The sequence below is a fragment of the Pseudomonas sp. BN417 genome (genome assembly GCF_029871205.1).
In the GTDB taxonomy this organism is placed as follows: domain Bacteria; phylum Pseudomonadota; class Gammaproteobacteria; order Pseudomonadales; family Pseudomonadaceae; genus Metapseudomonas.
In genome coordinates this window covers 1-24,829 of the sequence record NZ_SSOJ01000096.1, presented here as the reverse complement: position 1 = coordinate 24,829, position 24,829 = coordinate 1, and the positions used below count along the sequence as shown (strand labels likewise).

The following is a 24,829-nucleotide window of genomic DNA, read 5'->3' as shown; positions in this document are numbered from 1 at the left end:
ACCACTGCCTGACCGTGCGAAAGCGGCGCCTGACGCCTGACGCCGGTCCCGCACCGCAACCGATTGCAGATGCCCCATTGCTCGGCCCGCGAGGTCGCGCAAACGGGAGCGCTTCGTCCCGAAAACAAGAACAACAGCAGGAATGTCCTGAATGCGCTTAGTAAACAGCAGGGCCCCTTCGATGGCACTGAGCACTTTGATGCTGGGTGCCGGCCTCCTTCCGCACCCGCAAGCCCAGGCCTCGGGGATCCCCTTTGCGGGCAACCGGCCGCAGAGCTTCCAGTTCAGCTCGGACTTCACCGAGCCCTACAACTCGTTCGGCCAATACGTGCAGTGGAACGACGACAGCAAGCGCTTCGACGACGACGGCGACAAGGTCAAGGGCAGCGGCACCGATACCTACGTCGGCCTGTCCTCGCTGCTGCATTACTGGAAGGTCGACGGCCTGCCGAAGAACGGCTTCATCGCGAGCATCACCGTACCGGAGGTGGCCGTGCGCGGAAATGGCGTGCGCGTCAGCGGCCTGGGCGATCCCCTGGTTGGCGGCCTGGTCTGGTACAACCCCACGCCGCTGCGCACCCTCGGCGCGCAAGCCTACGTGCAGGTGCCGGTCGGCGCCGACTCGGTAAGCAGCGACACCTGGTCCTTCTGGCCGTCGCTCTTCTACAACGAGTGGTTTGGCAAGGTGAACGTCGACCTGCTGGTGGGCGGCATCCTCCGTGGCGACGGTCCGCACGACACGGAGCCGGGCAACACCTTCCACGCCAACCTGCGCCTTGGCTACAACGTGCTCGACCGGCCCACCTACCAGATGACGCCATTCCTCAGTTACGACCACCAGAAGACCTGGGGATCCGACGACCGCTGGGGCCGCATCATCCCCGACTCCGAATCCGACGAAACCGCCCTCGGCGCTGGCGTGCTGTTCCAGCTCAAGCCGGGCATCCAGAGCCTCTATGCCCAGAAGATGTGGGACCAGGTCTCGCTGCATTACTCCAAGGGCGTGGAAGGCCGCAACACCAGTGTCACCGACGGCCTGTTCCTGCAGCTCTGGCACTACTGGTAATCCGCCCGGCGCCTCGCCTTTTCCCATTTCCCGACGCGCCCCGGCATACCGCCCGGGGCCTTCATCGCACCTGGAGAGTCGACCATGAACGACGAACAACAGAAGCTCGCCACCACCCGACGCAACTTCATCAAGGCCGCCGGCGCCGGCACCGCGGCCATGGCCCTTGGCGGGCTGGCGGTCGGCAAGGCCAGCGCGGAAGGCGAGCCATTCGACAGCGAACACGACATCGTGGTCTGCGGCGGGGGAGGGGGCGGCCTGCCTGCTGCCCTGTTCGCCCGCTGGCTGGGCAACGATGTGGTCATCCTGGAAAAGGCCGCGAGCCCAGGCGGCACCGCTGCCAAGGCCGCGTTCTGGTACTGGGTGCCGAACAACAAGGCCATGCGCGATGCCGGCATGAGCGACCCGAAGCCGGACTTCCTGCGCTATGTGGCGCGGCTCACCCGTCCGCAATCCTTCGATCCCGCGCTGCCCAAGCTGGGCCTGAGCGACTGGGAGTACGAAATGTGCGAGGCGATCTACGACAGCGCTTCACCCGCCGCCGAACTGCTGGCCGAGAAGGACGCCCTGCCGTATCGCCACTGTGCCGACGTGCCGGACTACTGGTGCGAGATTCCCGAGGACAAGGCGCCGAAAGGGCGCGTGCTGGTGCCCCGTGATGCGCGCCCGAGCATGTCCGACGGTGGCCGCGTGGCGATCCGTACCCTGACCGCCGCGGCGCGCCGCGACGGCGTGGTGATCCGCACCGGGACGCGGGTGACCCGCGTGCTCACCAACGAACAGGACGCCGCCATCGGCGTCGAGGTGGAAACCGAAGAGGGCACCTTGCAGCGGGTGCGCGCACGCAAGGCGGTGATCTTCGCCAGCGGCGGCTTCACCCACGATGCCGAACTGCGCCGCAACTTCCTCAACGCCCCGGTCTACGGCGGCTGCGCCACCCTGACCAACGAGGGCGACTTCATCCGCATCGCCAGCGAACTGGGCGTGCAACTGCGCAACATGAACTACGCCTGGCACTGCCCGATCCTGCTGGAGAAGGCCCTGGCCAGGGACGGTTCCATGTCCGGCATCTTCACCATGACCGGCGACTCCATGCTGATGGTGAACAAGTACGGCAAGCGCGTGGTGAACGAGAAAACCGTCTACAACGAGTTGGTGCCCACCTTCTTCCAGTGGGATGGCAGCAGGGCCGAATACCCCAACCTGGTGATGATTTCCATCTGGGACCAGCGCGCCCAGACCTACTGCGCCAGCGACGAGTACGGCTCGCCCATCGTCCCGGCGGGCGCCAACGACCGCCATGTGATCAAGGGCGACACCCTGGAAGCCCTGGCCAAGGCCATCGAAGAGCGTCTGGAGAAATACCGTTCCGAGACCGGCGGGCTGACGCTCGCTGCTGACTTCCTCGACAACCTGAAGGGCAGCGTCGCGCGCTTCAACGCTCTGGCAAAGGCCGGCAAGGACAGCGACTTCCAACGCGGTGAGCTGACCGTCGAAAAGCTCTTCAATGGCAACGTGAAGCCGGGCGAGGACTCCGCCAACCCCACCTTGCACCCTTTGGCGGGGGAGGGGCCGTACTACGCGGCGCTGATCACCGGCGGCAACCTTGATACCAAGGGCGGTCCGAAAACCAACTCCCACGGCCAGGTGCTGGACAACGCCAACCAACCCATCCCGGGGCTCTACGGTGTTGGCAACTGCGTCGCCTCGGCATCCGGCCGCGCTTACTGGGCCGGCGGCGCAACCCTCGGCCCGATCCTGGCCTTCGCCTACCGTGCGGCGAACAAGGCCCATCTCGAATCCAAGAAGGCCTGACCCGGCCGCCGTACCCGCGAGGCAATCACGATGCGCAATCCCTTCAAGCGCGAGCTGGCCCTGGGCCTGCTGTTCCTTGGCGCCGCCGGCGCGGCCCAGGCCGACGACCTGGCCCTGGCCGAAAAGCTGACCAGCAACCACTGCGCGGTCTGCCACACCTTCAAGCAGGGCGAGCCCCACGGCCAGGGTCCGAACCTGTACGGCCTGATCGGCCGCAAGGCGGGCAGCGCGGCCGGTTTCACTTACTCCGAGGGCTTCCGCCAGGCCATGGCAGACAAGACCTGGGACAACCAGCTGCTCGATGCCTGGCTGACCGACACCCAGGCGGTGGCGCCGGGCAACGCCATGACCTACTTCCAGGATGACCCGGCCAAGCGCGCCCGGATCATCCAGTACGTCCAGTCCCTGCACTGATCCATTTTCGCGAACCGGAGACTCCCATGCTGAGCACACAGACCATGACCGACGAGCAGCGCAAGTCGGTGGCGCTGGAATACCTGAAAGCCTTCGACAACGGCGGTATCACCTCCACGGGTGGCAGCATCCTCGACCTCTTCGCCGAAGACGCCCAGGTGCTGTTTCCCAAGTGGGGCCTGGCCACCGGCCGTGAGCAGATCGGCAAGATGTTCGGCGACCTCGGTAGCCGCCTCAAGTCGATCACCCATGACTACTCGCACTTCAACTGGATCTTCTCAGGCAGCGACCTGGTGGTCTGCGAGGGCACCAGTCACGGCGAGCATGTCGACGGCCCCTGGCGAGCCGGCATACCCGGCTGGGGTGCGGGCCATTGGTGCGACGTGTTCGAGATCCGCGACTGGAAGATCCAGCGCTGCTTCATCTACCTCGACCCGGACTACGGCGGCCGCGATTCCGCGCGCTATCCCTGGCTGAACCAATGATGCGGCGGGCGGGTTGCCACACCGGTGCCCGCCCAGAATTTCCCTGAATTCCCGCGAGGAGCGAGACCATGGGCATCACCGACTGGAAGCACTGGCTGGTCATCATCGTCGTCGCCGTACTGCTGTTCGGCACCAAACGCCTCAAGACCCTCGGCCCCGATCTGGGCGAGGCCATCAAGGGCTTTCGCCGGGCGATGAGCCCGGAGGCGGCGGACTCCCCGTCCGTCATCGCGGAGCCGTCGCCAACCCTAGCCAAGCCGGGGCCGCCTGCGGTCGTACGCGCCGCTGAGGTTCCCGCTTCGTCACAAGGCGGCTGAAGGGCATCCGGGACCTTCCAGGTTCATGGAACGACGAGTGGCGAATGAGATATATTGCTCCCGTAATATTACGAGTGTAATTTAAGTTCCTCACTCGAATCCCCGAATAATTTCCTGGAGACAGAACCATGAGCGAACAGAAGCACCAAGGCGTTGCCCTGATCACCGGCGCGTCCACCGGCATCGGTGCCACCTATGCCAGGCGCCTGGCCGAGCGGGGCTACGACCTGCTGCTGGTCGCCCGTGACCAGGCCCGCCTGGAAGCCCTGGCGGCACAATTGCGTGAGCAGGCCGGGGTGAAGGTGGAGGTGATGAAGGCCGACCTGACCGACAGGGCCGACCTGAACCGCGTGGCGCAACGGTTGCGCAGTGATGCAGCCATCAGCCTGCTGGTGAACAACGCCGGCGTGGCCATCAGCGGCAGCCTGCTGGATACCGACCTGGACCGCTTCGACGCGATGATCCAGCTCAACGTGGTGGCGGTGACTCACCTGGCCGCCGCTGCGGCCGCAAATTTCGTCGCCCAGGGGCGCGGCACGCTGATCAACATCGCCTCGGTGCTGGCCCTGGCCCCGGAAATGTTCAATGGCACCTACAGCGGCACCAAGGCCTACGTGCTGAACCTCAGCCAGTCGCTGAACCAGGAGGTGCGGGACAAGGGTGTGCGCGTCCAGGTGGTGCTGCCGGGGGCGACCCGTACGGAAATCTGGGAGCGCTCGGGCACCGGTATCGAGAACATTCCCCAGGAAATCCTCATGGACGTGGACGAGATGGTCGATGCGGCGCTGGCCGGCCTGGACCAGGGCGAACTGGTGACCATCCCCTCGCTGCCGGAGCAGGCTGACTGGGAGCGCTTCACTGCCGCGCGCTTCCAGATGGCGCCGAACCTGTCGCTGTCGAAGGCCGCTGCGCGCTACAAGGCCTGATCGGGCAGACGAAGAAAAGGCCGGGCGATTGCCCGGCCTTTACTTTTTCACCTCTGCTCCCAGGCAGAGGGGCGCTTGGCCATTTCGCGAATGAATTCGCTCCTACAGGTCGAGAGCAGCGATACCTGTCAATCCGAACGGGCTCAGGCGAAGACGAAGTACTTGCGCACCGTTTCCACCACTTCCCAGGTGCCCTTCATGCCGGGCTCGATCACGAACACATCACCGGCCTTCAGGTGCACCGGCTGCTCGCCTTCCGGGGTGATGATGCAGTAGCCGTCGAGGAAGTGGCAGTACTCCCACTTCTCGTAGTTCACCTCGAACTTGCCCGGGGTGCAGATCCAGGTGCCCATGATCTTGCTGCCGTCCTTGGAGAGGTAGGCATTGAGGTTCACGGTGTGCGGATCGCCGCCGATGCGTTTCCACTTGGTGGCATCCAGGACCGGAGTGGGGCAGGTTTCGCGCAGAACGGTGATGAAATCAGACATGTCAGCTCCAATCGATCTGATGAAAGGTCCGTCACCATATTTCCAATGCCGTACCGGGAGTTGTCTGGATTCGACCCCCAGGTGCCTGTAAACGCGCCGGCAAAAGGTGCAAAAGGGCGCTAAGTTGAATTCCAGGGGGTCAGGTTCCCGGCCTCAGGCGGCGGCCCGCGAAGGGTTGCCTTGGCAGTAACCCTGCGGGGCGGTCGTGCTCCGCGAGGAGGTGCTCCGATGAACACCCAGTGGTTCAGGCACGACAGCGCCACCGAGGACGCCAGCTTCGACAAGTGGTGGGACACCTATGGCGAGTGGTTCGAGTCCCAGGATCAGCTCTACAGCGGGGAAAGCGGCATCCAGCGGCTGCACACGCCGGACGGCCAGTTGCTCTACAGCAAGCGCCAGATCAATCATTTCCACCGCTCCATGGTCCATCCCTTCGGCCAGCCCACCATCCTCCACGAGCTGCAGGCCCTGCAGGCCCTGGCGCGGCTGGGCATCCGCGTACCCAAGGTGGTGTTCAGCGCGGCGCGCAAGACCGAGACCGAATGGCAGGCCCTGCTCATTACCGAGAGCCTGGACGGCTTCCGCAGCCTCGAGGAATGGTATGCCGAACCGGCGCCGGCGGAGCTCAACCAGCAGGTGCTCCAGCAACTGGCCAACACCGTGGGACGCATGCACCTCGGCGGCTGGGAGCATGGCCGCCTGTACCCGAAGAACATCTTCGTCAAGGTAACGGGCGGGCGGGAGAAGACGGTGGAGATTGCCATGCTTGGCCTGGCCAAGAGCTGTCATCGCTTGACCAGCTACAGCGCCGCCAAGCATGACTACGAGCAGTTCAAGCAGCTGCACAAGCCGATGCCGGAAGAGGACTGGAAGGCCTTCGCCGCGGCCTACCGGGATGTCATGGAAAGCGGCTACGTGCCTTGACTTCGGCCGACTATCGATCTCGGCGGTCGGCTGAAGCGGATCGCCGCCCGGCCCACCCCTACGGGGTGGGCTCTTGCGGCTGGCCCAGGGCGCGCAGTGCGCCTTCGTGGAGGGGAATGGCCAGGCCGCGCCGGGCGTTGGCCGGTGACAATTGCTCGCCCTGGATGCTGCCGGCGGCCAACCAGTCGTTGTCCGGAGCGAACACCTGGCGCACCAGTTGGTCGACCTCGCCCGCGCTGAGTTTTGCGTCGCAGAGCAGCAGGGCGCTCACGGCCAGGGTGGGCACGGGCGCTGTCTGGTTGGGGTAGGTCCCGGCCGCCACCTGGGTGGCGAAGGTGCCGGGGCGGCTGGCTTCCAGTTGGCGTATGGCGGATTCCTCCAGGGGCAGCAGGCGCAGCTGCATGGCCTCGCTGGCGGCGCGGATACTGTCGGCGGGCGCGCCTATCACCTGCAGGGTGGCGTCCAGGCGTCCGTCGCGAATGGCCGTCAGGGCCTGTTGCAGGTCCAGGCTGGCCGCTTCGGCGAGGTCTTCGGGCTGTAGGCCGTGGGCCGCCAGCACGGCCAGGGCGGTATCCCGCGAGGCGGAGCCCGGCTGGCCCAGGTTGACCCGCTTGCCGCGCAGGCCGGCCAGGTCGCGCACCGGGCTGTCTCCGCGAACCAGCACATGCACCGGTTCCGGATAGAGGCTGGCCAGGGCGCGCAGGCCGGAGTAGGGGCCGGTCTCGGCAAAGGGGCCGCTGCCGTTGACTGCCAGCTGCGCCATGTCGCTCTGGGACAGGGCCAGAACTACGTCGCCCCGGCGCAGCATGCGCAGGTTGTCCAGGCCGCCCTCGGTATTCAGAGGCATCAGTTGCAGGCCTTTGGGGTGCAGCAGGCTGGTCATGGCCTGGGCCAGGCGCGCGTATTGTCCGGCAGCGGGCCCACCGGCCAGGGGGAAGCCCTTCTGCAGGCGGCTCAGCCGGCCCTGGATATTGCTCACTGCACGGCTCACCTCGTCGGAGATGATCGCCCGCTCCTTCACCCCGGTGCCGCCGGGCGAGAGGTTGAGCGCTGTGCTCATGGCCGCCACCAGTTGCTCGCGGGTCTGGCCCACACCCGGCTCGATGGTTTCGGGCGCCGGCGGGGCCTTGAAGCCCTGGGGCACCACTGCCTGCCAGCCGTCGCCTTGCTGGCGGTAGATCAGGCTGCCGTGGGCCAGCAGAAGATCGCCCTGTTTATTGCCGCCGCTGCGGATTCCGGACAGGCCGCGCGGGCCCGCGCCCAGGGCGCTGATCAGGCTGGCGACGCCGGGGGAATCCCAGGAGCCGAAGTCCTGGTCGCGTTCGACTTCGAGGGTGCTATCGAAGTAGATCACCAGGCGCTTTTCGCCGGGCGGGGCATTGGCGTCGCTGGCCGATCCACGCCGGTCCAGTTGTTCAAGACTGAGCACGTTGGCGCCAAAGGCCTGTTGCAGGCGTTGCTGCACTTCGTTTTCCAGGGTGGTCTGGTCGGGGCCTTTGGAGCAGGCCGCGAGCGTCAGTGCCAGCAGGCCGACCAGCAGGGCGCGGATCATGGTCAACCTCCCATTCCCGGCAATGCCAGGAAGCCGGTGAGCACCAGCGCATTGAGCAGGTCGATGAGGAAGGCACCTACCAGCGGCGCGACGATGAAGGCCTCCGGTGCCGGCCCGTATTTGTGGGCGATGGCCTGCATGTTGGCGATGGCGGTGGCCGTGGCGCCGATGGCGAACCCGCAGAACGCCGCCGAAAGCACCGCGCTTTCGTAGTCCCGGCCGGTATAGCGGTAGACCACCCAGGCGCCGTAGACCATGGCGAGCGCCGACTGCCCGATCAGCATCAGCAGCAACGGGCCGGCCACGCTGGCGACGTGGCCGAGGTTGAGCGCCATCATGGTGATCACCAGGAACAGCGAGAGGGTGACCGAGGCCAGCAGGTCGATGGAGCCGTCGTTCAGACGCACGCCTGCCAGAGGCAGGAGGTTGCGAATCGCGACCCCCAGCAGCAGGCACCAGAGGAAGCTCGGCAGGGTAACCGCGCCCTCGCCGAACAGTCCGGCCAGCACCTGCCCGGCCACCAGCGCCGCCAGCGTGGCCGCCAGTACGGTGAGGAAGTTGCCGGCGGTGGCGGGAGCGGTCGTGTCGTCACCGGCAATCTCGTGGTGTCCGGCATGGGCGGCGTTACCCGCTAGTTGATGGCGCTTGATCAGCCATTGCGCCAGCGGCCCGCCGATGATCCCGCCGGCCACCAGGCCGAGGGTGGCGCCGGTCATCGACAGCTCCATGATCGATTGCAGGTTGTTCACTTCGGCGAAGCGCTCGGCATAGGCGGCGCCGGTGCCGTGGCCGCCGACCAGGGTAATGGTGCCGCCCACCAGCCCCATCAGCGGGTGCATGTCCAGGCCCCAGGCGACCAGGATGCCGAGGATGTTCTGCAGGAAGAGGAAGGGAATCAGGGCGATGACGAATAGAACCAGGCGCTTGCCGCCGTGCTTGAGCATGGCCAGGTCCGCCGACAGTCCCACGGCGGAGAAAAAGGCCAGCAGCAGGGCCGGCTTCATGGTGGTGTCGAACTCCACGCTGAAGTCGCTTGCCGCGCCTGCCAGGGCCAGGCCGATGGAGACCACCAGGCCTCCGGTGATCGGCTCCGGGATGTTGTAGCGAGACAGCACGGGAATGAGGCGATTGACCAGACGCCCCAGGAGCAGCGCCAGGGCGGCCACGAGAAGGGTTTCCAGGGGTTGCAGCGTCACGTCAGAGCTCCCTGCCAGACGTGGCCCCGCGACAACGGGGCCACCTGCCTAGAGGTCTAGCCAAGGAGGCGGAGCTTGTCGACCCAGCCTCAGAGGTGGGTGTCCAGGGCGTGGGGGCCCCGGGTCAGTTTTTCCGCAAGGAAGTCGATGCACAGTTTCACCTTGGCCGAGCCGGAAGCCCTGGCGGCGGTCACCGCCCAGACGTCGGCGGCCTGCCGGTAGGCCGGCAGCACCTGCACCAGTTTGCCAGCCCTGATGCTGGGCGCGGCGTCCCAGACCGACGCCATGATCACTCCGTGGCCTTCGTGGGCCCATTGGCGCACCACGTCGCTGTGGTTGGAGGCCATGGGGCCGGTCACTTTCACCGTTTCCTCGCCGTTGGGGCCGCTCAGGCGCCAGACGCCGAAGCCCAGCTCGCGCTCGCGGAACAGCAGGCAATCGTGCTGTGCCAGGTCGGCCAGGGTGCGCGGCTGGCCATGCCGCTCGAGGTAAGCCGGCGCGGCGCAGAGCATGCGGTAGCTTTCGGCGATCTTGTGGGCAATCAGGTGCGGCTCGTGCACCTCGCCCACGCGCAGGTCGATGTCGAAGTTCTCGCCGATCAGGTCCACCCGCCGGTCCAGCAGCTCCAGCCAGACTTCCAGGCCCGGATAGCGCTGGCGCAACAGCGACAGCACCGGCGACAGGTAGTCGCGGCCCAGGCGCAGGCTGGTGGCGATGCGCAGCACGCCGGTCGGTTCGCCGCGCAGCCCGGAGAGGGCCTCGACCATGCCTTCCACGTCTTCGAGGATCTTCTGCGCCCAGGCGAAGGCGGCCTCGCCGTCGGCCGTGATATTCACCCGCCGCGTGGTGCGGTTGAACAGCTTGACCCCGAGGGACTCTTCCAGCATGGCGATGCGCTTGCTGACGTGGGCCGGGGAGATGCCCAGCTCGGTCGCCCCGGCGACGAAGCTGGAACGCCGCGCCACACTGCAGAACAGCAAGAGGTCGCGGAGGAAGGGGTCATTATTCGCTAATAGCGCATTCTGATTTTTCATGGAGGCGGATTATAGATCCGATAGTGAATATTAGTCTTTCGCTCGCCCCTTTCCTCCACCGGAACAGATCGAACGACATGAACAGCCTCCGCATCGCCATTGCCGGCGCCGGCCTGATCGGCCAGCGCCACCTCGAACTCCTCCAGGCCAGCCGCTCCTGCGAACCCGTGGCCCTGGTCGACCCAGCGCCCGCCGCCCGCGAGGTGGCCGAACGGGCCGGAGTGCCGCTGTTCCCCTCGCTGGAGGCGCTGTTCGAGCAGGCGCGGCCGGACGGGATCATCCTCGCCACCCCCAACCAGCTGCACGTGGAGCAGGCCCTGACCTGCCTGCAGGCCGGTGTCGCCGCGCTGGTCGAGAAGCCCGTGGCGCATACCCTGGAAGAGGGCGAGCGGCTGCTGGCGGCGGCCCGTGGCTCGCGGGTGCCATTGCTGGTGGGCCACCACCGCGCCCACAGTCCGATCCTGGCCCAGGCTCGGGAGATCATCCGCCAGGGTAGCCTGGGGGCGCTGGTGGCGGTGATGGGCAGCGCGCTCTTCTACAAGCCGGACGACTATTTCGATGCCGCGCCCTGGCGCCGCGAGGCCGGCGGCGGCCCGGTGCTCATCAACCTGATCCACGAGATCGGCAACCTCCGTTCGCTGTGCGGCGAGATAACCGCGGTCCAGGCCCTGGCCTCCAGCGCCACTCGTGGATTCCCGGTGGAAGACACGGTGGCCATCAGCCTGTGCTTCGCCAATGGCGCGCTGGGCAGCTTCCTGCTTTCCGACACCGCCGCTTCTGCCCGCAGTTGGGAACAGACCTCCGGTGAGAATCGCGACTACCCCAGCTACGACGACGAGGACTGCTACCTGATTGCCGGCACCGGCGGCTCCCTGGCCGTGCCCACCCTGCGCCTGAAGTGCTACGACCAGCCGGAGGACCGCTCCTGGTGGAAGCCCTTCACCTGCGAAGTGGCTGAACTGCGCCGTGAAGATCCCCTGGCGCTGCAGCTGGAACATTTCTGTCAGGTCATCCGTGGCGAGGCCGAACCCCTGGTGAGCGTCCGCGACGGCTTGCAGAACCTGCGGGTGGTGGAGGCCATCGCCCGGGCGGCGCGCGAGGGCGGGGTGGTGGAGGTGGCGCAGGATTGAAGGCCTGCCTTGGTGCTTTTCCTGTGGGGGCGAATTCATTCGCGAAAGGGCCGCTTAGCGGCCCCGCAGACCCTGGCCTGCGAGCCCCAGCGATCCTGAACGCCGAAGTTGGGCTGTTGGGCTTCGCGGAGCTCAGCCCAACCTACTTGCTGCCAGGGGGCAATCCGCGCGAGGGGCGGGCGTGATGCATTTCCTGTGGGGGCGAATTCATTCGCGAAAGCAGGCCGCAGGCTTGCCCCGGCTCCCTACCGCGCCGCTAGCGCCCACCCCCCACATCCAGCAGGGCCCCGCTGGTATACGAAGCCTCCTCGCTGGCCAGCCAGAGGATCGCGTTGGCCACTTCTTCCGCTTCGCCGCCACGCCCCATGGGCACCGACTGGCGCACCCGCTCGACCCGGTCCGGCTCGCCGCCGCTGGCGTGGATCTCGGTGCGGATCACGCCCGGGCGCACGGCGTTGACGCGGATGCCGTCGGCCGCCAGCTCCTTGGCCATGCCCAGGGTCATGCTGTCGATGGCGCCCTTGGCCGCTGCGTAGTCGATGTATTCGTTGGGTGCACCCAGGCGGGCGGCGATGGAGGACAGGTTGACGATCGCCCCGCCCTGACCGCCATGGCGGGTAGACATGCGCTTGATGGCCTCCCGCGCGCAGAGGAAGCTGCCCACCACGTTGGCCCGCAGGACCCGTTCCAGGCGCGCCACGTCCATGTCTTCCAGGCGCATCTGGCGCTCCAGCATGCCGGCGTTGTTGACCAGCACATCCAGCCGGCCGAACGCCCGGTCCAGGTGTTCGAACATCCGCAGCACCTGGGTCTCGTCGCCCACGTCGGCGCCGAGGGCCAGGGCGCGGCCTCCGGCGGCCTCGATCTCGCGCACCAGCGCCTCGGCCGCCTCCCGCTGCTGGCGGTAGTTGATGCCCAGGGCATAGCCGCGCTGCGCGGCGAGGCGTGCGGTGGCAGCGCCGATGCCGCGGCTGGCGCCGGTGATGAGCATGACTTTCTGCATGAGTTCTCCTCGGGGACTTGAAATGATTTCGAGCGTCCCTATCTAGGGTAATGCGGGATGCCGAAGTCGGGTCCTGCCATTGAAACACTTGCTGATTATTCAGGAGATCACCATGAGCACTGCATTTTCCCTCGCCCCCCTGTTCCGTCATTCCGTGGGCTTCGACCGCTTCAACGACCTGTTCGAATCGGCCCTGCGCAATGAAGGCGGCAGCACCTACCCGCCCTACAACGTCGAGAAGCACGGAGACGACCAGTACCGCATCGTCATTGCCGTGGCCGGCTTCCAGGAAGAAGACCTGGACCTGCAAGTAGAGCGTGGCGTGCTGGCGGTCAGCGGCGGCAAGCGCGAGAAGACTGACGACGCCGCAGTCACCTACCTGCACCATGGCATCGCCCAGCGAGCGTTCAAGCTGTCGTTCCGCCTGGCCGACCATATCGAGGTCAAGGGCGCCGCGCTGCAGAACGGCCTGCTGCACATCGACCTGGTGCGCGTGGTGCCGGAAGAGGCCAAGGCCAAGCGCATCCCGATCAACGGGCATCGCGCCGTGCTGGAAAGCTGATGGTCATCCACTGAGAAAGGAAGAGGGCGCCTGCGGGCGCCCTTTTTCATTGGCGGGTATCGGTGCGCACGGCGCACCCTACCAGTCACGACCTTCGCGTAGGGTGCGCCATGCGCACCATCAAGGGTTCAGACCGGCGTCGGCCGCTGCCGGCTGTGGGCCAACACGGCGCGGAATTCGGCCAGGGGTAGCGGCTTGCTGTAGAGATAGCCCTGATAGAGGTGGCAGCCCTGCTGTTCGAGGAAGGCCAACTGCTCTTCTCGCTCCACGCCTTCGGCGATCATCTCCAGGCCCAGGCTGCGGGCCATGGCCACGATGGCGCGGATGATCTCGGCGTCGTTGGGGTCCTGGGTGGCGTCGCGGACGAAGGACTGGTCGATCTTCAGGGCGTCCACCGGCAGGCGCTTGAGATAGGTGAGGGACGAATAGCCGGTGCCGAAGTCGTCCATGGCGAAGCTCAGGCCCAGCTTCTTCAGCCGGCGCATCTTGCCGATGGTGTCGTCGAGGTTCTGGATGACGATGCCTTCGGTGATTTCCAGCTTCAGCATCTGCGCCGGCAGGCGGCTACGCTCCAGGCTGCGCTCGACCCGTTCGACGAAATCGCTCTGGCGGAACTGCCGCGGGCTGATGTTCACGCACAGGCTGAAGCCCCTGGCCTCGGCCAGACCCTCGGCGACCAGTTGTTCGCAGACATGGCACGCCTCGGCCAGCACCCAGGCGCCGACATCGAGGATCAGCCCGCTTTCTTCCAGTACCTGGATGAACTGTCCGGGCGACTGTGGGCCCAGGCTCGGGTGCTGCCAGCGGAGCAGGGCTTCGGCGCCCACCACCCGGTTGTTGCGGGCATCCACCTGGGGCTGGAAGTGCAGTTCGAACTCGCCGCGGGCGAGCGCCATGCGCAGGTCGCTCTCCAGCCGCAGGCGTTCGCTGGCGGCGTCCTGCATGGTGCTGCGGAACATCTGGATGGCGTTGCGTCCGGAATCCTTGGCCCGGTACAGGGCGATGTCGGCGCGCTTGAGCAGGTCGGCTGGGCTGGCGCCGTGGTCCGGGATCAGGGCGATGCCGATGCTCGGGGTGACCTGCAGGCGGTGACCCTCCAGCAGCATGGGTTCGGCCAGCAGCTTGCGCAGCTTGTCGGCGATCATGCGCACCTGGCGGGTGACCTCCGAACGCTTGCCCTCCAGCCCGGTGAGCAGCACCACGAACTCGTCGCCACCCAGGCGCGCCACCGTGTCTTCCAGCCGGACGCTGGCTTCCAGGCGGGCGGTGACCATTTTCAGCACCGCATCGCCCAGAGGGTGGCCGAGGGAATCGTTGATGTGCTTGAAGTGGTCGAGGTCGAGGAAGAGCAGGGCGCCGCGCATGTTGTGGCGCTGCAGCAGGGCGATCTGCTGGGTCAGGCGATCGGTCAGCAGCGCGCGGTTGGGCAGGTTGGTCAGCGGGTCGTGGTAGGCCAGGTGCTGGATCTGCGCCTGGGCGTCCTTCAGGGCGCTGATGTCGCGCGCGGTGAGCAGCAGGCAGGGCGTGCCGTCCAGCTCGATCTGCTCCACCGAGACTTCCACCGTCTTCTGACTGCCGTCGCGGTGCTGGCCGAGCATCTCCAGGTGGTGCACGCGACCGTTGCGCGTGATGATCTCGATCAGCTGGTCGCGCTCGGTGGGCCTGGCCCAGATGTTCATCTCGCTGGCGGTACGACCCAGCACATCCTCCGGGCGATAGCCGGTGAGTCGGCAGAAACCATCGTTGACTTCGATGTAGCGCCCGGTGTTGCGCTCGGTGATGGTGATGGCGTCGGGGCTGGAGTGGAAGGCCTTGGCGAACTTCTCCTGGCTGGCCTTGAGCGCCGCCTCCGCCTGCTGGCGCGCGGTGATGTCGCGAAAGGTGGTGGTGATGCAGAGCTGGCGCTCGACGCGGATGAAGCGGCTGGACACCACGCAGGTCAGCAGGCGGCCGTCACGGGTCAGGAAGCGCGCCTCGACGTTGTCCAGGCACTGGTCGCGCAGCAGCTCGCTGAACAGTTGCGCGCGCTGCTCGGGCTCGGCCCAGAAATTCACTTCGGGTCCGCTGCGGCCGACGATCTGCTCCGGCTGCCAGCCGAACACTTCGCTGAAGCTGGGGTTGATCTCGATGAACACGCCGTCGCGGATACGCGAGACGCAGATGGGATCGGGGCTGGCCTGGAACAGGGTGACGAACTTCTCCTCCGAAGCCGCCAGGCGCTGCTCGCGGCGCACCCGTTCGCTGATATCCATGAGAATGCCGGTCATCCGCAGCGGCCGGCCCAGCGCGTCGCGATAGAGCTTGGCGGTACTTTCCAGGTAGTGAACCTCGCCGTTGGCGAAGCGCGTGCGATAGGTCACCTGGTACTCGCTGTCGCGCCCCTCCAGCAGCTCCTGGTAGGCGCGGCGCATGTTCTGCTGGTCTTCCTCCGGGACGCAGACGAAAAAGTCGCCGAACGCGCCTTCGAAGGGCTCCTTGGCCAGGCCGTGCAGGGCCGAGGCGCGGGCGGAGCCATAGAGGGTGCCATTGGCGATATGCCAGTCCCAGGTACCGAGGTCGGCGGATTCCAGCGCCAGGTTGAGGCGCTCCTGGCTTTCCCTCAGGGCCTGTTCCTGGGCGCGCTGGCGGGTGATGTCGCGGGCGGTCAGCACCAGGCAGGTGTTGCCATCCAGCTCGATCTCCTCGCCGTAGAGCAGGCAGGTACCGCGGGTGCCGTCACGGTAGCGCAAGTTGACTTCCAGCTCGCTGAGGCTGCCGTCCTGCTGCAGGGTGTCGAGCATCGCCTGGCGCTGCCTTGGGTCTTCCCAGATACCCAGGTCCAGGGAGCTGCGGCCGATGGTCTCGTCCTTGCTCCAGCCGAACTGGCGCTCGAAGCCGGCGTTGATCTCGATGAAGCGGCCGCTGGTGCGATCGGTGATCACCACCGCCTCGGGCGTGCTGCGGAAGGCCTTGGCGAACTTCTCCTCGCTCTTGCGCAGGGCGTTCTCGGCGCGCTTGCGCTCGGTGGTGTCGAGGAAGGTGCTGATCAGGTAGGGGTGCCCTTCCAGCTCGATGTACTGGCTCGACAGCACGCCGTAGAGGATGCCGCCGGCGCGGGTGCGCAGCTTGACCTCCTGGGACACTGGAGCGCTATTGCCACGGGTATGGCGGTGCAGCCATTCGCGCTGGTCCAGGTCGACCCAGATACCCAGTTCGAGGGTGGTATGGCCGATGGTCTCGGCCGCCGGCCAGCCGAGCACGTTTTCGAAGTGCTGGTTGGCCTCGACTATCAGGCTGTCGGTCAGGCGGACCAGCAGCACCACGTCCGGGCTCAGGTGGAACAGGCTGGAATAGCGCTGCTGCGAGCTGATCAGGTCCTGGGCACGCTGTTGCTGCAGGGTGACATCGCGGATCACGCCGATCATCCGTCGCCGGCCATCGGCCTCGGGCTGCAGGCTGCCGCTTATTTCCAGCCAGCGCAGGCTGTCATCGGGCCAGCGGATTCGGTGGCGCATGGCGCGCTCGGCCTGGCGCCCGGCGAGGACTTCCCGGAACAGGTGCAGCACCTCGCCGCGGTCGTCTTCGGGAATCAGCTGGATGTAGTCGACCGGCTCGCTCAGTGGCCGGTGTGGGTCGAGGCCGAATAGTGCCTGGGCGCCGCGGGACCAGGTGACCCGGCCGGTGTCGATATCCCAGGACCAGGCGCCCAGTTGTGCGCCGTTCAGCGCGGCCAGCAGGCTGTGGGCGTCTTGCCAGGATTGCTCGAAGGCGACGGGATCGAGGGCTGGAATATGGGGAAGCGGGGGAGTCGGGTCACTGGCTTTGCGCATGCGCGCCCCTTTCCGGCGGTAGGGCAGATATTCGGGTCGGTGACCGGCGCGCTGGGCAATGCGCCTTCCGACCCTGTTCTTATGCTGTGCGGCTCAACTTAGCCCTTGCCGTCACAGGTACGCAAGGCCGTCGCGCTGGGCGTCGAGCAGGGCCATGAAGGCCTTGGCGGCATTGGACAGGGTGCGCTCGGTATGCAGGATGTAGCCGAGCTGGCGGCTCAGCTGGATGTCCTGCAGCGGCAGGCGCACCACCGAATCGTCGAGCATGGTGCGCGGCAGCACGCTCCAGGCGATGCCGATGGAAACCATCATCTTGATGGTTTCCATGTAGTTGGTGCTCATGGCGATGTTCGGCGTCAGGCCCTCGGCCTCGAACAGGCGGCGGACGATGTGGTGGGTGAAGGTGTTGCCGCCGGGGAATACCGCCGGATGTCGCGCCACGTCGGGGAGGAAGATGGTCTTGTCGCGGGCAAGGGGATGCTCGGGCGCGGCGACGAAGTCCAGTGGGTCGTTCCATACCGGCACCGCCTGCACCGGCAGCGCGGTTTCCGGAGCCAGGGTGATCACCGCCAGCTCGACACGGCCATGAAGGATCTCCTCATAGGCCACTTCCGAATCGAGGAACTGGATGTCCAGCGCCACCTGCGGGTAAGCCTTGGTGAAGGCGCGCAACAGCGGCGGCAGGCGGTGCAGGCCGATGTGGTGGCTGGTGGCCAGGGTCAGGCGGCCGCTGATATCGCCGGAGAGGTTGCTCAGGGCACGGCGGGTGTCGTCCAGCACATTGAGGATCTGATAGGCCCGAGGGAGCAGGGCGCGTCCTGCTTCGGTCAGGCTCACCTCGCGGCCCAGGCGGTCGAACAGCCGCACGGTGAGCTGTTGCTCGAGGGAAGCGATGCGCTTGCTGACCGCTGGCTGGGTCAGGTGCAGGCGTTCGCCGGCTTCGGAAAAGCTGCCGGTCTCGGCGATGGCGATGAAGGCATTGAGGCTGGCGAGATCCAATTTCTTGAGCTCCAGGCGGCGGATTTTCAAGTCGCAAGCGGGTCTGTACGGAGGTTTGCTCGCGGCTTGAAGGTTGTAACGTATTTCTATTCCATAATGGAATCCTTTGGATGAAAAATATGAATTTGAGTTATTCGATGCAAGCCCCTAGGATCGTCCCCACAAGCAAAAGGGGCTTTCGACCCCTGCGCACCGAAACAAGCTGATGAGGACCTGACGATGGCCGGCAAGACGCTCTACGACAAGCTCTGGGATGCTCACGAGGTGAAGCGTCGCGACGATGGTTCGTCGCTGATCTACATCGACCGCCACATCCTCCACGAAGTGACCTCGCCGCAGGCCTTCGAAGGGCTGCGCCTGGCCGGTCGCAAGCCCTGGCGCGTCGATGCCAACATCGCCACCCCGGACCACAACGTGCCGACCACCCGTGCCGAGCGCCAGGGTGGCCTCGAAGCCATCGCCGACGAGGTCTCGCGCATCCAGGTCAAGACCCTGGACGAGAACTGCGATGACTTCGGCATCCTCGAGTTCAAGATGAACGACGTGCGCCAGGGCATCGTCCACGTAGTGGGCCCGGAGCAGGGCGCTACCCTGCCGGGCATGACCGTGGTTTGCGGCGACTCCCACACCTCCACCCATGGCGCCTTCGGCGCCTTGGCCCACGGCATCGGCACCTCCGAGGTCGAGCATGTGCTGGCCACCCAGTGCCTGGTGGCGAAAAAGATGAAGAACATGCAGGTGCGCGTCGAGGGCGAGCTGCCTGCCGGCGTCACTGCCAAGGACATCGTACTGGCGATCATCGGCAAGATCGGCACTGCTGGCGGCAACGGCCATGCCCTGGAATTCGCCGGCAGCGCGATTCGCGACCTTTCCGTCGAAGGCCGCATGACCATCTGCAACATGTCCATCGAAGCGGGTGCCCGCGTCGGCCTGGTGGCGGTGGACGAGAAGACCATCGCCTACGTCGAAGGCCGTCCCTTCGCGCCGAAGGGCGCCGACTGGGACAAGGCCGCGGCCGCCTGGCGCGACCTGGTGTCCGATGCCGATGCCCACTTCGACACCGTGGTCGAGCTGCGTGCCGAAGACATCATTCCCCAGGTCAGCTGGGGCACCTCGCCGGAGATGGTGCTGCCGGTCGACCAGCGCGTGCCGGACCCGGCCGCCGAAGCCGACCCGGTCAAGCGCGGCTCCATCGAGCGCGCCCTGAAGTACATGGGCCTCACCGCCAACCAGGCGATCACCGATATCCAGCTGGATCGCGTATTCATCGGTTCCTGCACCAACTCGCGCATCGAAGACCTGCGCGCCGCCGCTGTCGTGGCCAAGGGCCGCAAGGTCGCCGCGACCGTCAAGCAGGCGCTGGTGGTGCCGGGCTCGGGCCTGGTCAAGCAGCAGGCCGAACAGGAAGGCCTGGACAAGATCTTCATCGAGGCGGGCTTCGAATGGCGTGAGCCGGGCTGCTCCATGTGCCTGGCGATGAACCCGGACCGCCTGGAGAGTGGCGAGCATTGCGCGTCCACCTCCAACCGCAACTTCGAGGGACGCCAGGGCGCCGGTGGTCGTACCCACCTGGTCAGCCCGGCCATGGCCGCCGCCGCCGCGGTGACCGGCCGTTTCGTCGATGTTCGCGAGTTGCTCAAGTAAGGAGAGTCGAGATGAAAGCCTTTACCCAACACACCGGTCTCGTCGCTCCGCTGGATCGCGCCAACGTCGACACCGATCAGATCATTCCCAAGCAATTCCTCAAGTCGATCAAGCGCACCGGCTTCGGTCCCAACCTGTTCGACGAGTGGCGCTACCTGGATGTCGGCCAGCCGAACCAGGACAACTCCAAGCGTCCGGTGAACCAGGACTTCGTGCTGAACTTCCCGCGCTACCAGGGTGCCAGCGTTCTGCTCGCCCGCGAGAACTTCGGTTGTGGTTCCAGCCGCGAACACGCGCCCTGGGCCCTGGACGAGTACGGCTTCCGCGCCATCATCGCGCCGAGCTATGCCGACATCTTCTTCAACAACAGCTTCAAGAACGGCCTGCTGCCGATCATCCTGAAGGAAGAAGAAGTCGATGAGCTGTTCCAGCAGGTGGAAGCCAATGAAGGCTACCAGCTCACCGTCGACCTGGCGGCGCAGACGGTGACCCGTCCGGACGGCAAGCAGTACGGCTTCGAGGTGGATGCCTTCCGCAAGCACTGCCTGCTCAACGGCCTGGATGACATCGGCCTGACCCTGCAGGACGCCGACGCGATCAAGGCCTTCGAGGCCGGCTATCGGCAGCGCCAACCCTGGCTGTTTCGGGACGCCTGAGTGCGCCCGGTGGAGAATGCAATGAGCTACAAAGCCCATGAGCAGGTGGTCCAGCGCCAGTTCGGCGAGCAGGCCAATGCCTACCTGAGTAGTGCGGTGCATGCCCAGGGCGTGGAGTTCTCGCTGCTGCAGGCGGCGGTCGACGGCCGTGGCGACGCGCGCGTGCTCGACCTCGGCTGCGGCGCCGGACATGTCAGCTTCCACGTCGCGCCGCTGGTCGGCGAGGTGGTGGCGTACGACCTGTCCGAGCAGATGCTCGAAGTCGTCGCCAGCGCCGCTGCCCAGCGTGGCCTGGGCAATGTACACACCGAACGTGGCGCGGCCGAGCGCTTGCCCTTTGCCGATGCCAGCTTCGATTTCGTCTTCAGCCGCTATTCGGCGCACCACTGGAGCGACCTCGGCCTCGCCCTGCGCGAAGTGCGCCGGGTGCTGAAACCCGGCGGCGTGGCGGCCTTCATCGATGTCGCCTCGCCCGGCAGCCCGTTGCTCGACACCCACCTGCAAACGGTGGAAGTGCTGCGCGATACCAGCCATGTGCGCGATTATTCCGCGGCCGAGTGGCTGCAGCAGGTCAGCGAAGCAGGGTTGTTCGTCACCGGGCACACGCGCCAGCGCCTGCGCCTGGAGTTCGCCTCCTGGATCGAGCGCATGCGCACCCCGGCGGTTTTCCGCGATGCCATCCTCGCCCTGCAGAGCGCGGTGGGTGAGGAGGTGCGCGAGTATTTCGAGATTGCCGCGGACGGCTCCTTCAGTACCGATGTGCTGGTGCTGTGGGCCGAACGCTGAGAATTGACGGCGCTGCGGCGCCTATTAATGGATGAGGAAAGCATGAGCAAACAGATTCTGGTTCTCCCCGGCGACGGCATCGGCCCGGAAATCATGGCCGAGGCGGTCAAGGTCCTGGAGCTGGCCAACGACAAGTTCCAGCTCGGCCTCGAACTGACCGAAGACGTCATCGGCGGCGCCGCCATCGACAAGCACGGCGTGCCCCTGGCAGACGAGACCCTGGAGCGTGCGCGCAAGGCTGACGCGGTGCTGCTGGGCGCCGTGGGCGGGCCGAAGTGGGACAAGATCGAGCGTGACATCCGCCCGGAGCGCGGCCTGCTGAAGATCCGCTCGCAACTGGGCCTGTTCGCCAATCTGCGCCCGGCCATCCTCTATCCGCAACTGGCCGAGGCCTCCAGCCTCAAGCCGGAAGTGGTCGCCGGCCTGAATATCCTCATCGTCCGCGAACTGACCGGTGGCATCTACTTCGGCCAGCCCCGTGAGCAGCGCGTACTGGAGAACGGCGAGCGCCAGGCCTACGACACCCTGCCGTACAGCGAGAGCGAGATCCGCCGCATCGCCCGCGTCGGTTTCGATATGGCCCGCGTGCGCGACAAGAAGCTTTGCTCGGTGGACAAGGCCAACGTCCTGGCGTCCAGCCAGCTGTGGCGTGAAGTGGTGGAAGAGGTGGCCAAGGATTACCCTGACATCGAACTCAGCCACATGTACGTCGACAACGCCGCCATGCAGCTGGTGCGCGCGCCCAAGCAGTTCGACGTGATGGTCACCGACAACATGTTCGGCGACATCCTGTCGGATGAGGCTTCCATGCTCACCGGTTCCATCGGCATGCTGCCATCTGCCTCGCTGGATTCGAACAACAAGGGCATGTACGAACCCTGCCACGGTTCGGCACCGGACATCGCCGGACAGGGCATCGCCAACCCGTTGGCGACCATACTCTCGGTATCGATGATGCTGCGTTACAGCTTCAACCAGACCGCTGCCGCCGACGCCATCGAGAAGGCCGTCAGCCTGGTGCTGGATCAGGGGCTGCGGACCGGCGATATCTTCTCCGCCGGTGCGACCAAGGTCGGTACCCGCGAGATGGGCGATGCAGTGGTCGCAGCACTGCGGAATCTGTAATCTGTCGGGCTCGCTGGAAAACCAGCGGCCCACTTTTTCACGAAAGGTGTAGTTGTCATGAAGCGTGTAGGTCTGATCGGTTGGCGCGGCATGGTGGGTTCCGTGCTCATGCAGCGAATGCTGGAAGAGCGGGATTTCGACCTGATCGAGCCGGTGTTCTTCACCACTTCCAATGTCGGTGGCCAGGGCCCGGCGGTCGGCAAGGACATTGCCCCGCTGAAGGACGCCTACAGCATCGACGAGCTGAAGAGCCTCGATGTGATCCTGACCTGCCAGGGCGGCGACTACACCAACGAGGTGTTCCCCAAGCTGCGCGAAGCCGGCTGGCAGGGTTACTGGATCGACGCGGCCTCCAGCCTGCGCATGCAGGATGACGCGGTCATCGTCCTCGACCCGGTCAACCGCAAGGTCATCGACCAGCAACTGGACGCGGGCACCAAGAACTACATCGGCGGCAACTGCACCGTCAGCCTGATGCTGATGGCACTCGGCGGCCTGTTCGAAGCCGGTCTGGTGGAGTGGATGAGCGCCATGACCTACCAGGCGGCGAGCGGCGCCGGTGCGCAGAACATGCGCGAGCTGATCAAGCAGATGGGCGCGACCCATGCAGCTGTCGCCGATGACCTGGCCAATCCGGCCAGCGCCATCCTCGACATCGACCGCAAGGTGGCCGAAGCCATGCGCGGCGAAGATTTCCCCACCGAGAACTTCGGTGTGCCCCTGGCCGGCAGCCTGATCCCCTGGATCGACAAGGAACTGCCCAACGGCCAGAGCCGCGAAGAGTGGAAAGGCCAGGCCGAGACCAACAAGATCCTCGGCCGCTTCAAGAGCCCGATCCCGGTGGATGGCATCTGCGTGCGCATCGGCGCCATGCGCTGCCACAGCCAGGCGCTGACCATCAAACTGAACAAGGACGTGCCGATCGCCGACATCGAAGGCATGATCAGCCAGCACAACCCTTGGGTGAAACTGGTGCCGAACCAGCGCGAAATCAGCATGCGCGAACTGACCCCGACTGCCGTGACCGGCACCCTCAGCGTTCCGGTCGGCCGTCTGCGCAAGCTCAACATGGGTTCGCAATACCTCGGCGCCTTCACCGTCGGCGACCAGCTCCTCTGGGGTGCCGCCGAGCCGCTGCGCCGGATGCTGCGTATCCTGCTGGAGCGTTGATGGTTTCCTGGGGTACCGATTAGGCTCGTCGGTATCCCCAGCCCTCGATTGCTTGCATACGGGGTGGCGGTTACAGTGCCGCTCCCCGCATCGCCAGAAGTAGTCCCCCATGAGCCAGTCCCTCGACATCGCCGTGATCGGCGCCACCGGCACCGTTGGCGAAACCCTCGTCCAGCTCCTCGAGGAGCGGGAATTCCCGGTCGGCACCCTCCATCTCCTTGCCAGTGGCGAGTCCGCCGGCGCTTCGTTGCCCTTCAAGGGGCGCAACCTGCGCGTCCGCGATGTGGCCGACTTCGACTTCGCCCAGGTGCGCCTGGTCTTCTTCGCCGCCGGCGAGGCCGTGACCCGCAGCTTCGCTGCTCGGGCAACCACCGCGGGCTGTTCGCTGATCGACCTTTCCGGGGCCCTGGATGCCGCAGCGGCGCCAAGCCTGGTGCCGGAAGCCAACCCGCAGTTGCTGGAAGGTCTGGCGGCGCCCTATCAGCTGACCAGTCCCAGTGCCTCCGCCGTGGCCCTGGCCTGCGTGCTTGCGCCCCTGAAGGACCTGTTCACGGCGCAGCGCCTCAGTGTGACGGCCAGCCTGGCGGTCTCCAGCCGCGGTCGCGAAGGGGTCACCGAATTGGCCCGGCAGACTGCCGAACTGCTCAACGCCAGGCCGCTGGAGCCGCGTTTCTTCGACCGGCAGATCGCCTTCAACATCCTGGCCCAGGCCGGTGCGCCCGATGCCCAGGGGCATATCGCCCTGGAGCGGCGCATGGCCAGCGAAATCAGGCAATTGCTCGGTGAGCCCGGGTTGCGCGTGTCCGCCACATGCGCCCTGGCGCCGGTGTTCTTCGGCGACAGCCTGGCGGTTTCCCTGGTGGCGGACAAGGCAGTGGACCTTGCTGCCGTTTTCGAGCGCCTGCGCCAGGCGCCGTGTGTCGAATTGGTGGAAGACGAGGGCGATTATCCGACCGCCGTCGGCGACGCTGTGGGGCAGGATTCGGTATATGTAGGCAGGGTGCGCGGCGGGTTGGATGACCCCTGTGAACTCAATTTGTGGATTGCTTCAGATAATGCAAGAAAAGGCGCTGCGCTCAATGCCGTGCAGTCTGCCGAGTTATTGATAAAACACTATCTGTCAAAGATACTTACCTGAAAATTTGTAGAAATATTCTAGCTTGACAATACTGGCTTGGCCTTATCGTTGATGGGGAGCCGCCGTTTCGGCGTGCGCAGGCAGCGACTTAAGACCCTCCTCTCGCGCAGCGAGAAAAAAGATAAAACAAGGGAATCACTCTATGGTTCGGGTTCGCAAACTTGTGCTGGCAATCGCGGCCGCATCCGCGCTGACTTCGGGCATGGCCCACGCGCTCGGGCTTGGGGAAGTCACCCTGCGCTCCTCCTTGAACCAGCCTCTGGTCGCGGAGATCGAGCTGCTCGAAGTGCGCGATCTCGCATCGGCCGAGGTCAAGCCGGGCCTGGCGTCGGCCGAGGAGTTCTCCAAGGCCGGCGTCGATCGCCAGTACTTCCTGGCGGACCTCAAATTCACCCCGGTCCTCAAGCCCAATGGCCGCAGTGTCATCCGGGTGACCTCGAGCAAGCCGGTCCGTGAACCCTATCTGAATTTCCTCGTCGAAGTGCTCTGGCCCAACGGCCGCCTGCTGCGTGAATACACCCTGCTGGCGGTCCGTGAACCCTATCTGAATTTCCTCGTCGAAGTGCTCTGGCCCAACGGCCGCCTGCTGC

The 24,829-nt window shown here is 65.9% G+C and carries 22 protein-coding genes and 1 pseudogene; 16 read left to right on the top strand and 7 right to left on the bottom strand.

All coding sequences use genetic code 11. The annotated features are described in order from the left end of the window. The first annotated feature begins 181 nt into the window (after nucleotides 1-181). The 6 genes from E8F11_RS12100 to E8F11_RS12075 all read left to right on the top strand — a co-directional run bounded on the left by E8F11_RS12100 (nucleotide 182) and on the right by E8F11_RS12075 (nucleotide 5,023). Complete coding sequence (locus tag E8F11_RS12100) at nucleotides 182-1,066, top strand: transporter (protein WP_280289063.1); 885 nt, start codon at nucleotides 182-184, stop codon at nucleotides 1,064-1,066. An 84-nt stretch (nucleotides 1,067-1,150) separates the two neighbouring features. Beyond that, nucleotides 1,151-2,881 carry an FAD-dependent oxidoreductase gene (locus E8F11_RS12095; protein WP_280289062.1) on the top strand — a complete coding sequence of 577 codons (1,731 nt, stop codon included), beginning with the start codon at nucleotides 1,151-1,153 and terminating at the stop codon, nucleotides 2,879-2,881. A gap of 30 nt (nucleotides 2,882-2,911) precedes the next feature. Continuing rightward, on the top strand, nucleotides 2,912-3,295 hold the full coding sequence (locus E8F11_RS12090; protein WP_280289061.1) for a c-type cytochrome: 384 nt from the start codon (nucleotides 2,912-2,914) through the stop codon (nucleotides 3,293-3,295). A gap of 26 nt (nucleotides 3,296-3,321) precedes the next feature. Continuing rightward, on the top strand, nucleotides 3,322-3,780 hold the full coding sequence (locus E8F11_RS12085) for a nuclear transport factor 2 family protein (protein WP_280289060.1): 459 nt from the start codon (nucleotides 3,322-3,324) through the stop codon (nucleotides 3,778-3,780). 68 nt (nucleotides 3,781-3,848) lie between these two features. Next, nucleotides 3,849-4,097 carry a twin-arginine translocase TatA/TatE family subunit gene (tatA, locus tag E8F11_RS12080; protein WP_280289059.1) on the top strand — a complete coding sequence of 83 codons (249 nt, stop codon included), beginning with the start codon at nucleotides 3,849-3,851 and terminating at the stop codon, nucleotides 4,095-4,097. A gap of 128 nt (nucleotides 4,098-4,225) precedes the next feature. Beyond that, the gene (locus E8F11_RS12075; protein WP_280289058.1) at nucleotides 4,226-5,023 is read left to right on the top strand and encodes an SDR family oxidoreductase; all 798 of its coding nucleotides are present in this window, start codon (nucleotides 4,226-4,228) and stop codon (nucleotides 5,021-5,023) included. 143 nt (nucleotides 5,024-5,166) lie between these two features. On the opposite strand, the gene E8F11_RS12070 is transcribed toward E8F11_RS12075, so the two are convergent. Further along, nucleotides 5,167-5,511, bottom strand: a complete 345-nt coding sequence (locus E8F11_RS12070) for a cupin domain-containing protein (RefSeq protein WP_280289057.1) — start codon at nucleotides 5,509-5,511, stop codon at nucleotides 5,167-5,169. Between the two features lie 228 nt (nucleotides 5,512-5,739). On the opposite strand from E8F11_RS12070, the gene E8F11_RS12065 reads away from it, so the two are divergent. Then, entirely contained in the window at nucleotides 5,740-6,435 is a 696-nt protein-coding gene (locus tag E8F11_RS12065) for a lipopolysaccharide kinase InaA family protein (RefSeq protein WP_280289056.1), read from the top strand. Between the two features lie 58 nt (nucleotides 6,436-6,493). On the opposite strand, the gene E8F11_RS12060 is transcribed toward E8F11_RS12065, so the two are convergent. From E8F11_RS12060 to E8F11_RS12050, 3 genes are all read right to left on the bottom strand, one after another. Continuing rightward, nucleotides 6,494-7,987: a TAXI family TRAP transporter solute-binding subunit gene (locus tag E8F11_RS12060; protein ID WP_280289055.1), complete on the bottom strand. Its 1,494-nt coding sequence runs from the start codon at nucleotides 7,985-7,987 to the stop codon at nucleotides 6,494-6,496. 2 nt (nucleotides 7,988-7,989) lie between these two features. Further along, nucleotides 7,990-9,183 (bottom strand): sodium/glutamate symporter, encoded by a 1,194-nt coding sequence (gene gltS, locus E8F11_RS12055; RefSeq protein ID WP_280289054.1) that lies wholly within the window; start codon nucleotides 9,181-9,183, stop codon nucleotides 7,990-7,992. 89 nt (nucleotides 9,184-9,272) lie between these two features. After that, nucleotides 9,273-10,217, bottom strand: a complete 945-nt coding sequence (locus E8F11_RS12050) for a LysR family transcriptional regulator (RefSeq protein ID WP_280289053.1) — start codon at nucleotides 10,215-10,217, stop codon at nucleotides 9,273-9,275. 77 nt (nucleotides 10,218-10,294) lie between these two features. Here E8F11_RS12050 and E8F11_RS12045 point away from each other — a divergent pair, with 77 nt between their 5' ends. Then, a complete protein-coding gene (locus E8F11_RS12045; protein ID WP_280289052.1) occupies nucleotides 10,295-11,347 on the top strand; it encodes a Gfo/Idh/MocA family oxidoreductase in 1,053 nt (350 codons plus the stop codon). A gap of 256 nt (nucleotides 11,348-11,603) precedes the next feature. On the opposite strand, the gene E8F11_RS12040 is transcribed toward E8F11_RS12045, so the two are convergent. Continuing rightward, the gene (locus tag E8F11_RS12040; RefSeq protein ID WP_280289051.1) at nucleotides 11,604-12,350 is read right to left on the bottom strand and encodes an SDR family oxidoreductase; all 747 of its coding nucleotides are present in this window, start codon (nucleotides 12,348-12,350) and stop codon (nucleotides 11,604-11,606) included. A 112-nt stretch (nucleotides 12,351-12,462) separates the two neighbouring features. On the opposite strand from E8F11_RS12040, the gene E8F11_RS12035 reads away from it, so the two are divergent. Then, the gene (locus E8F11_RS12035; protein ID WP_280289050.1) at nucleotides 12,463-12,912 is read left to right on the top strand and encodes an Hsp20 family protein; all 450 of its coding nucleotides are present in this window, start codon (nucleotides 12,463-12,465) and stop codon (nucleotides 12,910-12,912) included. 128 nt (nucleotides 12,913-13,040) lie between these two features. Here the strand turns inward: E8F11_RS12035 and E8F11_RS12030 are convergent, their stop codons facing one another. After that, on the bottom strand, nucleotides 13,041-16,721 hold the full coding sequence (locus E8F11_RS12030; protein WP_280289049.1) for a PAS domain S-box protein: 3,681 nt from the start codon (nucleotides 16,719-16,721) through the stop codon (nucleotides 13,041-13,043). Nucleotides 16,722-16,832: 111 nt separating this feature from the next. Beyond that, the gene (locus E8F11_RS12025; RefSeq protein ID WP_280289048.1) at nucleotides 16,833-17,720 is read right to left on the bottom strand and encodes a LysR family transcriptional regulator; all 888 of its coding nucleotides are present in this window, start codon (nucleotides 17,718-17,720) and stop codon (nucleotides 16,833-16,835) included. 219 nt (nucleotides 17,721-17,939) lie between these two features. Between E8F11_RS12025 and leuC the strand changes: the two genes are divergently transcribed. The 7 genes and pseudogenes from leuC to E8F11_RS11990 form a co-directional block, all read left to right on the top strand. Beyond that, nucleotides 17,940-19,364 (top strand): 3-isopropylmalate dehydratase large subunit, encoded by a 1,425-nt coding sequence (gene leuC, locus E8F11_RS12020; protein ID WP_280289047.1) that lies wholly within the window; start codon nucleotides 17,940-17,942, stop codon nucleotides 19,362-19,364. Nucleotides 19,365-19,375: 11 nt separating this feature from the next. Continuing rightward, on the top strand, nucleotides 19,376-20,020 hold the full coding sequence (leuD, locus tag E8F11_RS12015; protein ID WP_280289046.1) for a 3-isopropylmalate dehydratase small subunit: 645 nt from the start codon (nucleotides 19,376-19,378) through the stop codon (nucleotides 20,018-20,020). Between the two features lie 21 nt (nucleotides 20,021-20,041). Next, complete coding sequence (locus E8F11_RS12010; RefSeq protein WP_280289045.1) at nucleotides 20,042-20,806, top strand: class I SAM-dependent methyltransferase; 765 nt, start codon at nucleotides 20,042-20,044, stop codon at nucleotides 20,804-20,806. A 42-nt stretch (nucleotides 20,807-20,848) separates the two neighbouring features. Beyond that, entirely contained in the window at nucleotides 20,849-21,931 is a 1,083-nt protein-coding gene (gene leuB / locus E8F11_RS12005) for a 3-isopropylmalate dehydrogenase (RefSeq protein WP_280289044.1), read from the top strand. 57 nt (nucleotides 21,932-21,988) lie between these two features. Continuing rightward, nucleotides 21,989-23,101, top strand: coding sequence for an aspartate-semialdehyde dehydrogenase (gene asd / locus E8F11_RS12000; RefSeq protein ID WP_280289043.1), 1,113 nt, complete (start codon nucleotides 21,989-21,991; stop codon nucleotides 23,099-23,101). A 109-nt stretch (nucleotides 23,102-23,210) separates the two neighbouring features. Next, nucleotides 23,211-24,239, top strand: coding sequence for an aspartate-semialdehyde dehydrogenase (locus E8F11_RS11995; RefSeq protein WP_280289042.1), 1,029 nt, complete (start codon nucleotides 23,211-23,213; stop codon nucleotides 24,237-24,239). A 142-nt stretch (nucleotides 24,240-24,381) separates the two neighbouring features. Beyond that, nucleotides 24,382-24,829: pseudogene (locus E8F11_RS11990) on the top strand (hypothetical protein); the annotation flags it as partial.